At 44.4% G+C, this 10839-nt stretch carries 7 protein-coding genes; all 7 read left to right on the forward strand.

Annotated elements, in window-relative coordinates:
- Window positions 1–411 precede the first annotated feature (411 nt).
- The 7 genes from B4240_RS06550 to B4240_RS06580 all read left to right on the forward strand — a co-directional run bounded on the left by B4240_RS06550 (window position 412) and on the right by B4240_RS06580 (window position 10744).
- Entirely contained in the window at window positions 412–2616 is a 2205-nt protein-coding gene (locus B4240_RS06550; RefSeq protein ID WP_296237657.1) for a malate synthase G, read from the forward strand.
- Window positions 2617–3223: 607 nt separating this feature from the next.
- Window positions 3224–4294, forward strand: coding sequence for a porin (locus B4240_RS06555; protein ID WP_296237658.1), 1071 nt, complete (start codon window positions 3224–3226; stop codon window positions 4292–4294).
- Window positions 4295–4482: 188 nt separating this feature from the next.
- Window positions 4483–6117, forward strand: coding sequence for a CTP synthase (locus B4240_RS06560; RefSeq protein WP_296237659.1), 1635 nt, complete (start codon window positions 4483–4485; stop codon window positions 6115–6117).
- A gap of 297 nt (window positions 6118–6414) precedes the next feature.
- On the forward strand, window positions 6415–7290 hold the full coding sequence (gene kdsA / locus B4240_RS06565) for a 3-deoxy-8-phosphooctulonate synthase (protein WP_296237660.1): 876 nt from the start codon (window positions 6415–6417) through the stop codon (window positions 7288–7290).
- A 27-nt stretch (window positions 7291–7317) separates the two neighbouring features.
- A complete protein-coding gene (locus B4240_RS06570) occupies window positions 7318–7572 on the forward strand; it encodes a hypothetical protein (RefSeq protein ID WP_296237661.1) in 255 nt (84 codons plus the stop codon).
- 295 nt (window positions 7573–7867) lie between these two features.
- Window positions 7868–8092, forward strand: coding sequence for a heavy-metal-associated domain-containing protein (locus B4240_RS06575; protein ID WP_296237662.1), 225 nt, complete (start codon window positions 7868–7870; stop codon window positions 8090–8092).
- Between the two features lie 303 nt (window positions 8093–8395).
- Window positions 8396–10744 carry a heavy metal translocating P-type ATPase gene (locus tag B4240_RS06580; RefSeq protein ID WP_296237663.1) on the forward strand — a complete coding sequence of 783 codons (2349 nt, stop codon included), beginning with the start codon at window positions 8396–8398 and terminating at the stop codon, window positions 10742–10744.
- Window positions 10745–10839: the final 95 nt, after the last annotated feature.

A 10839-nucleotide genomic window follows, 5' to 3' on the forward strand; every position in this document is an offset into this window, starting at 1 on the left:
TTCAAGTTGAGAGTGGGGTATTATAATGATTACTTACACTTCATTAGCGTCTTGCAGCATAAATACATGAGCCAAGTATTTGTAGCGCTCAAGACTGATGTCTTATAGGGTATCATTTATAAACAGCCCAAGTATTTACTTACTAAATGAGCTTTCCTTGTTTATTTCATTATTTGATAGTAGGATGATATTTTGCTTTTAGGACATTTTGTCCTACTATTATTGTCAGTTAATAGTCAGCGACTCAGCATTATATCAACTATCAATATCAGCGCAAAAAGTAAGGTTTATCGCCTTAGTATGTATTTAGCGCTGCTCTAAATAGTAGTAGCTCAGCTCAGATAGTAGTAACTTAGATAGTAGGTAGCAATCTAGGATTAACACACTTCACGAACAGATAAGGATAACAATATGAGCCAGTCTTCTAACGCCAATCGTATTCAAAAGGGCATTCTTGCCATCGATAAGCAGTTGTTCGATTTTATTGAAAACGAAGTGCTGCCGAAAGTCGGTGTGGATTCAGACAGTTATTGGTCAGGTTTTGAAAAGGTCATCAAAGAGTTTACGCCTCGCAACAAAGAGCTGCTCGCGACCCGTGCCAAAATTCAAGAACAAATTAACCAGTGGCACCTAGACCATCCTGCTAAAGATGGCGATATTGATTACCCAGCTTATAAAGCGTTTTTACAAGAAATCGGCTACTTACTACCAGAAGGCGATGATTTCAAAGTCAGCACCCAAAACGTCGATGATGAGATTGCCCATATCGCAGGCCCGCAGTTAGTAGTACCAGTCCGTAACGCGCGCTATGCATTGAACGCAACCAACGCTCGTTGGGGTAGCTTGTACGATGCGTTATACGGCACAGACGTCATCAGTGATGAAAATGGTCAAGAAGCTAAAGGTGGCTATAACCCAACGCGCGGCGCCGCTGTTGTCGCCTATGCCAAAAAATTCTTAGATAAAAGCTTTCCTCTAGCGTCGGGCTCATATAGCGATGTCACTGGCTTTAAAGTTGTAGATGGCAAGCTTGAAGTTGTGCAAGGCGATAGCAGCACCGAATTAAAAGATGCCGCTCAGTTTGCAGGCTTTGTCGGTGAGGCGGAAAATCCTACTGGTGTTTTGTTAAAAAACAACAACCTACATGCTGAAATCCAAATCGATGGCAGCCATCCAGTCGGTAAAGACGATCCAGCCAATATTAAAGACGTGCTATTAGAATCAGCCATTACCGCAATTCAAGATTGCGAAGACTCAATCGCTGCGGTTGATGCCGAAGAAAAAGTAGAAGTGTATCGTAACTGGTTTGGCTTGATGAATGGCGACTTGCAAGAAACCTTTGAAAAAGGCGGCAAAACTCGTACGCGTAAACAAAACCCAGACCGCGAATATACCACCCCAGATGGTGGCGCTCTTATTCTACCAGGGCGCTCGCTCTTGCTGATTCGTAACGTTGGGCATTTGATGCAAAACCCAGCTATCTTGGTTGACTTGGGTAACGGTCAAGAAGAGATTTTTGAAGGTTTAATGGATGGTTTGATTACCCCGCTATTGTCGTTAAATGATCTTAAAGGTGAAAACGAGCTATCAAACTCACGCACAGGTTCGATGTATATCGTTAAACCAAAAATGCATGGCCCTGAAGAAGTTAAAATGGCAAACGATCTGTTCGATGCGGCAGAAGACTTATTAGGCTTAGAGCGCAATACCATTAAGATTGGTGTTATGGATGAAGAGCGCCGCATGACGGTCAACCTAAAAGAAGCCATCCGCCAAGCAAAAGAGCGTGTTATCTTCATCAACACAGGCTTCTTAGACCGTACGGGTGATGAGATGCACACCAGCATGAACGCTGGACCCTTTGTACGTAAAGGCGACATGAAATCGCAAGCGTGGCAGCCAGCCTATGAGCAGTGGAACGTCGATATCGGTTTAGAGACAGGTCTACAAGGTCATGCGCAGATTGGTAAAGGCATGTGGGCAAAGCCTGATGAAATGAAAGAGATGATGGAAAGCAAAATAGCGCATCCTCAAGCAGGCGCTAGCACAGCTTGGGTACCATCACCAACGGGCGCTACTTTGCACAGCATGCACTACCATGACGTCAATGTCGCGGATGTGCAAGACAGCCTAAAATCGCGCGCGCGTGCCAGCTTAGATGACATCTTGACTATTCCATTGGCAAAAGACACCAACTGGACGGAAGAAGAGAAGCAACAAGAGCTAGACAACAACGCTCAGGGCATCTTAGGATATGTCGTACGCTGGGTAAATCAAGGTGTTGGCTGCTCTAAAGTGCCAGATATCAATGATGTAGGTCTAATGGAAGACCGTGCAACCTTGCGTATCTCAAGCCAACACATTGCCAACTGGTTACATCATGGCGTGGTGAGTGAAGAGCAAGTCATGGATACCATGAAGCGTATGGCAAAAGTCGTCGATGAGCAAAATGCGGGTGATAGTAGCTATCAGCCGATGGCAAATGACTTTGATAACTCTTACGCGTTTAAAGCGGCCTGTGATTTGGTCTTTAAGGGTCGCGAGCAGCCAAGCGGTTACACTGAGCCACTGTTACATCAAGCACGTCTTGACTTAAAAGCCAATACTCATTGCTAGTTTGCTTTAGTCTTATTGTCGATGAGCTCTGTCGATGAGCTTCATTGACTAATAGGCAAGCGCAGGATGCTATTTTCAAGCGTTACTTTGGGGCTACTTATCAATGCATAAGTAGCCCTTTTAAGTTTTATACGCTTATCAAATTTATCGAGCTTATCAGCGTTAGTTTATTTTGTTGTTACGATTATTTTTTAACGTAATCTTTATTTGCCTCTGGCGAGTAAAGGTATTTTTTATTTTTGTTTAAACTTTAGTTAAACCGTATATTAAGCATGGGTTTGAATATTTATCGTCCTGAAAGGCTTAAAAAAATGTTGCAAATTATGTCAAAGTTGTTATGCTTGTAATCGAAGTATGAGTTTGGTAACGGATGTTACACAACAGAGCGATAAAGACCAGCGTTTACATGGCAGTTACGATTTTAAACTCAGTTATGTAAGTCATGGTTTTTTTCATCTTACGGTAATAGCACTTCGCCACACTTGTTTCTGACTAATCTCGGTAGCCAGTTACACATTATATCTTTGAGGATTTGTGACGATACCATTTTGGGCACCAGCTAATAATAGCTCGCTCATTACTAAAATTGTAAAGTGGAGATACCCCCATGAAAAAACTACTTTTAGCTACAGCCATCGCTGCCCTATCTGTATCTGCAGCCAATGCAGCGCCAACTCTATACGGTAAAGCATTCGTTACTGCCGATTATGTTAACGCCGATTTTGACACAGCTGATAACATAAATGATTATGATGAAGATACTGTGGAAATTAACTCTAATTCTTCACGTATCGGTATCAGAGGCTCTGAAGCCATGACTGCCAATACTGATGTAATCTATCAGTTAGAGTACGGCACACGCGTCGATGGCGACAGCGATGGCTTCACTAACCGTGATACATTCCTTGGTTTAGTAAACAAACAGTTCGGTGAGATCCGTGCTGGTAAAAACCAATCTACTTTAGATTATGTAAACAACGTTGTTGTAAACGACGGCTACTGGGATAACCTAGGTGGCAACAAACTTGAAGATAACGAAGAATTTGGTGGCTTAAACATGGCTGATAGTAGCCGTATCAACAGCTCAATCGTTTGGAAGACACCTAAGTACAATAACCTACCTCTAGAACTTGCTATCATGTACAGCTCTGATGAAGCTAACGGTAACAAAGACGATGGTTTCGGTGCAGCATTAATGTTTGATCAAGGTACTGGTTTCACTGCTGGTGTCGCGTATGATAAAGATCAAAATATCAACGGTGATATCATCCGTGGTACAGCGACTGTAGACTTAGGCAAATATGTTGCAGCTCCAATCACACTGGGTGCACTATATCAAGTAGCTAATTTTGACGGCCTTGGCTCAGGCGATGAAGACGAAAAGGGTCTAGTCCTTAGTGCAGCGATGGGTCTGTCTAACTTTGCTCGTCCAGCCACTATCTATGCACAGTACAACAAAACTGACAACTTAAACGGTTGGAATAACGCTGATTCAGATCAAATCGTTGTTGGTGGCAAATACTTCTATAAAGACAATATCATTGCTCATGCTTACGCTGGTGTGAACAACGCTGACAATGTTAAAACTTTGACAATTGATGGTGATAACGTAACTTATGGCTCTTATGGCGATGGTGAAGTATTCGTAATTGGTACTGGTCTAGAATACAGATTCTAATTTGATTATTAGAATATGATTATAAAAACTCATCCTTCGGGGTGAGTTTTTTTATTGCATGTATTATTTGTGACAAAAGTCTACCGATGAGGTAGAAAATAAGAGTTTCAGATAGTTTGCATTTTTGCCCTATATTTTATAGCGTATTTTTAGTAAAATCCTTCTTTACCAATTACCGACAGAGTACTATGACCAAGTTTATATTTGTGACCGGTGGGGTAGTGTCCTCACTAGGAAAAGGTATTACCGCAGCTTCCCTTGCAGCCGTACTAGAAGCGCGTGGTGTAAGCGTAACGATGACCAAAATGGATCCGTATATCAACGTCGATCCTGGGACGATGAGCCCGTTCCAACACGGCGAAGTGTTCGTCACCGAAGATGGCGCCGAGACCGATTTGGATTTGGGCTATTATGAGCGTTTTTTACGCCATTCAAAGATGAGTAAGAGCAATAACTTCACCAGTGGCCGCATTTATCAAAACGTGTTGAATAAAGAGCGCCGCGGTGAATATTTGGGCGGTACGGTGCAGGTGATTCCGCATATCACTGACGAAATCAAAAGTAAAATTCTTGCTAGTGGTCAAGGCTATGATATCGCCATTATCGAGATTGGCGGTACCGTCGGTGACATCGAGTCACTTCCCTTTATGGAAGCGGTTCGCCAAATGCAAGTAGAGCTTGGACGCAATCGCGCCATGCTCATGCATTTAACATTGGTGCCTTATATTGCTAGTGCTGGCGAAACCAAAACCAAGCCCACCCAGCATTCAGTAAAAGAGCTACGTTCTATCGGTCTACAGCCAGATATTTTAATCTGCCGCTCTGATCACCATATCTCACAAGACAATCGCCGCAAGATTGCGCTATTTACCAACGTCGAAGAGCGTGCGGTCATTATGTGCGAAGACGCGCAGAGTATTTATCAAATACCTCGCACTTTGCATGAGCAAGATCTTGATGACTTAATCTGTGAGCGTTTTGGTCTTGATGTGCCAGAAGCGGATTTGAGCGATTGGGATAAAGTGGTTGAAGCCCAGTTAAATCCTGAGGCGGTAGTGACGGTCGCAATGGTAGGTAAATACGTCGAGCTGCCTGACGCCTATAAATCAATTAACGAAGCTTTGTTGCACGCAGGCATTACCCATAAAGCGGATGTCAAAATCGACTATATCGATGCTGAGCTTTTAGAAACCGATGAGCAGTTATTTGCCCGTCTTGACGACGCCGATGCTATCTTGGTGCCAGGCGGTTTTGGTGAGCGCGGCACAGTAGGTAAAATGAAAGCCATTACTTATGCGCGCGAAAACAACGTGCCGTATCTTGGTATCTGCCTTGGTATGCAGCTAGCTGTGATCGAATACGCCCGCAATGTACTTCACATCGATGCCAACTCTTCTGAGTTTCATCGCACAGCAGCCGAGCCTATCATTGGTCTGATTACTGAGTGGTTAGATGAGCGCGGCGAGCTACAAATCCGTAGCGATGATAGCGACCTTGGTGGCACCATGCGTTTAGGGGCGCAGCAAGCCGAATTGGTAGCCGGTAGTAAGCTTGCCCAAATTTACGGCGCAACCAATATTACCGAGCGTCATCGCCATCGTTACGAGATGAACAATCGCTATATCGAGCCATTAGAGCAAGCAGGTATGACCATATCTGGCTATTCTGCCAAGCAACATCTAGTTGAGTCGGTTGAGATTTCTAACCATCCTTGGTTTGTCGCAGTACAGTTTCATCCTGAATTTACCAGCTCGCCACGCGGTGGTCATCCGCTATTTAACAGCTTTGTAAAAGCCGCAAGAAACTATAGCGATAACAAATAATACTTATCGCACAACAGCGCTATCGTTATAAAAAAGACTGATCTACGGATTGGTCTTTTTTTTGGCTTTAATTAAACCTTTTAATAGCTGTTTTTATCAAGATAGTTTTTACCAAGACAGTTTTCTTATTTATTCATCAGTATTATCGGTAAAGTGTAATTAGGCGTAATTGAACCTAATTACGCTCAATTACGCTTAGATACTTATTTTCATCGGCCTATCGGTTACAATATAAAAGAGTCATATTAAGAACTGTTCATCACCATAGTAAATAACAATAACGAGGGTCAGCACTTCATGGAAAATCTATTAACAGCGCAATCGCATATCGAGCTTACGACGCCAAAAGGTAACACCATTAATATCGGTAACGACCAACCGTTCGTGTTATTTGGCGGTATGAACGTTTTAGAATCTAAAGAGTTGGCGTTTGAGATTGCCGAGCAGTATGTGGATATATGTGAGCGTTTGGGCATCGGTTATGTCTTTAAAGCCAGCTTTGATAAAGCCAACCGTTCAAGCTTACATTCATATCGCGGGCCGGGTCTAGAGCAGGGTATCGATTGGCTTGGACAAATTAAAGAAAAGTTCCAAGTACCTATTATCACTGACGTCCATGAACCTTATCAAGCAGCGCCCGTTGCTGAAGTGGCTGATATCATTCAACTGCCTGCTTTTTTATCGCGTCAGACTGACTTGGTGCATGCGATGGCGAAAACTGATGCGATTATTAATATCAAAAAGGCGCAGTTTTTAGCGCCGCATGAGATGCGTCATATCGTCAATAAATGCCTTGAAGGCGGTAACGATAAGCTGATTTTATGTGAGCGCGGTAGTGCCTTTGGTTATAACAATTTGGTCGTCGATATGCTGGGTTTTGATACCATGAAGCAAATGGACATCCCAGTATTTTTTGATGTGACGCACAGTTTGCAGCAGCCGGGTGCGCGTAGCGACAGCGCTGGCGGCCGCCGTGAGCAAATCACAACGCTTGCCCGTGCAGGTATGGCAACGGGCTTAGCGGGACTGTTTTTAGAGGCGCATCCAAACCCAGAAGCCGCAAAGTGTGATGGCCCGTGTGCGTTAAGAATGAGCCAACTAGAGCCGTTTTTACGCCAGCTCAAGCAGCTAGATGAGTTGGTTAAAGGCTTTGAGGTATTGGACACGCATTAATGAGCTACATGATAAGAGGGTAAGATAATGGCGATTAAAATGGCACAGGTAAGTATCGAAAATATCGATGATGCTGAAGGGTTGGAAGAGGTGATGACGGCGCTAAAAAACATCACAGGCGTTACAGAAATCGAGCTACAGCCTGATAACAAGATGGCATTCATCCATTATGATAATACGCAAACGACGGTTCATGCGTTTGTCGCGGCAATCAGTACGGTCGATTATGTTACCCAGCCGTTTCCTATCGATGCGCCGCAAAACCCGCGTTATCATGATTAAATCTGCATGGCTTATTTTTTTGAGGCGGGATTTTTTAACGGTCAATAGTTAATGACTCAGGTTTGAATTTGAATAAACAATACTTTATTAAACAGTACCTGCATAAAAAATACTTGAATAAACAGCATCTTAATAAAGTTACAACCAAACGGACTTGTTGTTGACCTTGATTCAGCTTATGCTAGTTATAGGCTGTATTTATAAGTAGATGTCTAAAGACCATTATAAACGCAGTTTTGTAAATTATAAAAAGACTCATTAATAAAAACTCAGTTATAAGAATAAGGAGCCTCTCATGGCAAACCAAACTCGTATTATTAACATTGACGGCATGACTTGTGGCGGCTGTGTGGCAAGCGTCCATAAAGCGACTGACGGCATAGACGGCGTAGAAACAATCTCTGTGGATTTGGCTGATAACTTAGCGACCGTGACCTTTGATGACAGCAAAACCAGTATCGAGGCGATTGCCGCTGCTATCGATGATGCAGGATTCGATGCGACCGTTGCAAACTCATAGGATTATTTGTATTTATAAAAGAACCGGCTATCATGGCTGGTTTTTTTAATGGCTAAAAAATAATAAGCTAGCCATAAATAACAGCTTTTTATTTAACTGCCCATACGCCTTAATGAGTTCTTTCAATAAAAAAGTTGAATTACTGCTAATGATAACCATTTAATACTTATCTTAATGTTTCTAGAGAAATGCGCTTTAAATGCCCTTTTATTTAAGCTTTCTATTAAGCCGTTGAGCTTTTGAGCTTACTCAAAGAATATATAAACGCCATAACGCGCTTTAACGTAATAACGAGTTCTACTTATGAATGACGCTACCCGTACTGCTAATGATGACTCCTATGAGGTTGAGACTGATGTCCAGTCAAATACGCCGCTTACGCCCGAGCGTGCGCACTTGCAGCTGGCGATTGATGGGATGACGTGTCAGGCTTGTGCGTCACGTATCGAAAAGGTGCTTAATAAAAAGCCTGCGATTTATGAAGTGAATGTGAACTTCGCTGGCGAGACCGCCAATGTCGATTATGACCCGGCTCAGACCACGCCTGAGCAGGTGACGGACTGGGTGAATAAAACCGGATTTGTGGCCAATCTGCAAGCAGCGGACAGTCTATTTGCTAAGACAGATGAAGATACCGCCACTGAGTATCCGTGGCGCTTGATGGCACTGTGGCTTTGTTTGCTACCGTTTTTGGTCGGTATGGTAGGTATGCTCGTTGGGCAAGAGATGGCGTGGATGCCGCCCGTTTGGATTCAGTTTATCCTAGCGACGATTGTCCAATTTGGCTTAGCGTTGCCATTTTATAAAAGCGCTTGGGCATCCATCAAAGGCGGTTTGGCCAATATGGACGTGCTGGTGGTCATTGGTACGGTCACCATTTGGGCGTATTCAACTTATCTATGGTTGACCCACGGCGATGGGACTTTAAATAGCTTATTGCAAAGTGGTCATGCAGGCGGACACGGCCCCGCGGTTTATTTTGAAGCAGGGGTGATGGTTATTGCCTTTGTGCGTACGGGTAAATATCTTGAAGAGCGTACCAAAAAGCACAGCTTAAACAGTATTGATTTATTATTATCCCTAACGCCTGATGAGGTCGAGCAGCAACAGCCAAATGGCGACTTTCACAATGTCGCGCTACAAGAGGTGCAAGTAGGCGATATTTTGCGTGCCAAACAAGGCAGCCGCGTGGCAACCGATGGTCTCGTGATTGATGGTAGTGGTTGGTGCGTGGAGAGTCATTTAACAGGCGAGTCGGTACCGCTTAAAAAAGAAGCAGGCGATGACTTGCTGGCAGGGGCGCTGGTCGAAAATGGCAGTTTACTGTACCGCGTACGGGCAAAAGGCAGCGATACCAAGCTTGGTGACATGGTACAAGCGCTTAGCGATGCTCAGGGCTCAAAAGCCGACTTGGCGCGTCTTGCCGATAGAGTAACGGCTATTTTTGTTCCCGTGGTAGTGACAATTGCACTGATTACCTTTGGGCTGACGTGGTGGCTGACTGGCATGGTCGATACTGCTTTGATGCATGCGGTGTCGGTGTTGGTTATTGCTTGCCCCTGTGCGCTTGGTTTGGCGACGCCAGCGGCAATCATGGCTGGTATGGGGGTTGCCGCGCGTCATGGCGTCTGGTTTAAAGATGCGCAAAGCCTAGAGGCGGCCGGCAATATCGATACGGTAGTGCTCGATAAAACGGGAACTTTGACCATCGGTAAGCCGTCTATCGTCGATCAGGTGATGGTGGATAAGTCGCTTGCCGTCGATGATGTGCTGCAAATTGCCGCAAGCGTTGAGGCACATGCTAGTCATCCGCTAGCGACAGCATTGATTAATGCGGCTAGCGAGCGTAATCTGCCGCTGATGAACGTCACTGATATTAGCGTCGTTAAAGGGGCAGGCATACAAGCCAATATCGCAGGCTTAGGCGTTGTAAAAGTCGGTACGGCAGAATTTGCTAATTTAACACTGCCAAAGCTGATGCCAAAAGTATGGCAAATTGCCAGTACCGTAGCCATTAGTATCAACGATGAACCCTTGGGCGCGTTTGCCTTAGCTGATGACTTAAAAGATGACACGCCGCAAGCCATAAGAGCGCTACAAGATGCTGGTATCAATGTCATCTTGATGAGCGGTGATAAGCAGTCCGTCGTTGACCATGTGGCAGGACAGTTGGGTATCGAACAAGCGTATGGCAAAATGAGCCCGCGTGATAAAGCCAGCCAAATTGCCGTATTGCAAACCGCTGGTCATAAAGTGGCGATGGCAGGGGACGGCGTCAATGATGCGCCAGCGATGGCAACCGCCGATGCCAGTTTTGCGATGTTTGAAGGCACAGATGTTGCCCAGCATAGCGCTTCTGCGCGCTTGATGGGTGAGTCGCTGATGCACATTGATGCGGCGCAAAAAATTGCCAATGCAACGGTGCGTAATATCAAGCAAAATTTATTTTTTGCCTTTATTTATAATTGCCTTGGTATTCCACTGGCAGCGTTTGGTTTTTTAAACCCTATGATTGCCGCGGCAGCAATGGCGCTCAGCTCTATTTCAGTATTGATGAATGCGCTACGCTTAACCCGGTTTAAAACGAAAGTTGAGCTAAATAACACCGTAACTCATTCTCATACGGGTGGCGAGCGTTTAGCAAAAGCCTAAAGGCAAAGTAAAGGTAACGCCACACGTCCAGCGCAGATACCAAAAATTTCGTTAATAGTTGATATTGCTATCTATATACCCCACTCTCAACTTGA

This window comes from Psychrobacter sp. UBA5136 (genome assembly GCF_002414005.1).
In the GTDB taxonomy this organism is placed as follows: domain Bacteria; phylum Pseudomonadota; class Gammaproteobacteria; order Pseudomonadales; family Moraxellaceae; genus Psychrobacter.

Excerpts from the sequence above, each read along its gene's own strand:
- B4240_RS06550 (WP_296237657.1), top strand. The coding sequence starts at position 412 with ATGAGCCAGTCTTCTAACGCCAATCGTATTCAAAAGGGCATTCTTGCC.
- B4240_RS06555 (WP_296237658.1), top strand. The coding sequence starts at position 3,224 with ATGAAAAAACTACTTTTAGCTACAGCCATCGCTGCCCTATCTGTATCT.
- B4240_RS06560 (WP_296237659.1), top strand. The coding sequence starts at position 4,483 with ATGACCAAGTTTATATTTGTGACCGGTGGGGTAGTGTCCTCACTAGGA.
- kdsA (WP_296237660.1), top strand. The coding sequence starts at position 6,415 with ATGGAAAATCTATTAACAGCGCAATCGCATATCGAGCTTACGACGCCA.
- B4240_RS06570 (WP_296237661.1), top strand. The coding sequence starts at position 7,318 with ATGGCGATTAAAATGGCACAGGTAAGTATCGAAAATATCGATGATGCT.
- B4240_RS06575 (WP_296237662.1), top strand. The coding sequence starts at position 7,868 with ATGGCAAACCAAACTCGTATTATTAACATTGACGGCATGACTTGTGGC.
- B4240_RS06580 (WP_296237663.1), top strand. The coding sequence starts at position 8,396 with ATGAATGACGCTACCCGTACTGCTAATGATGACTCCTATGAGGTTGAG.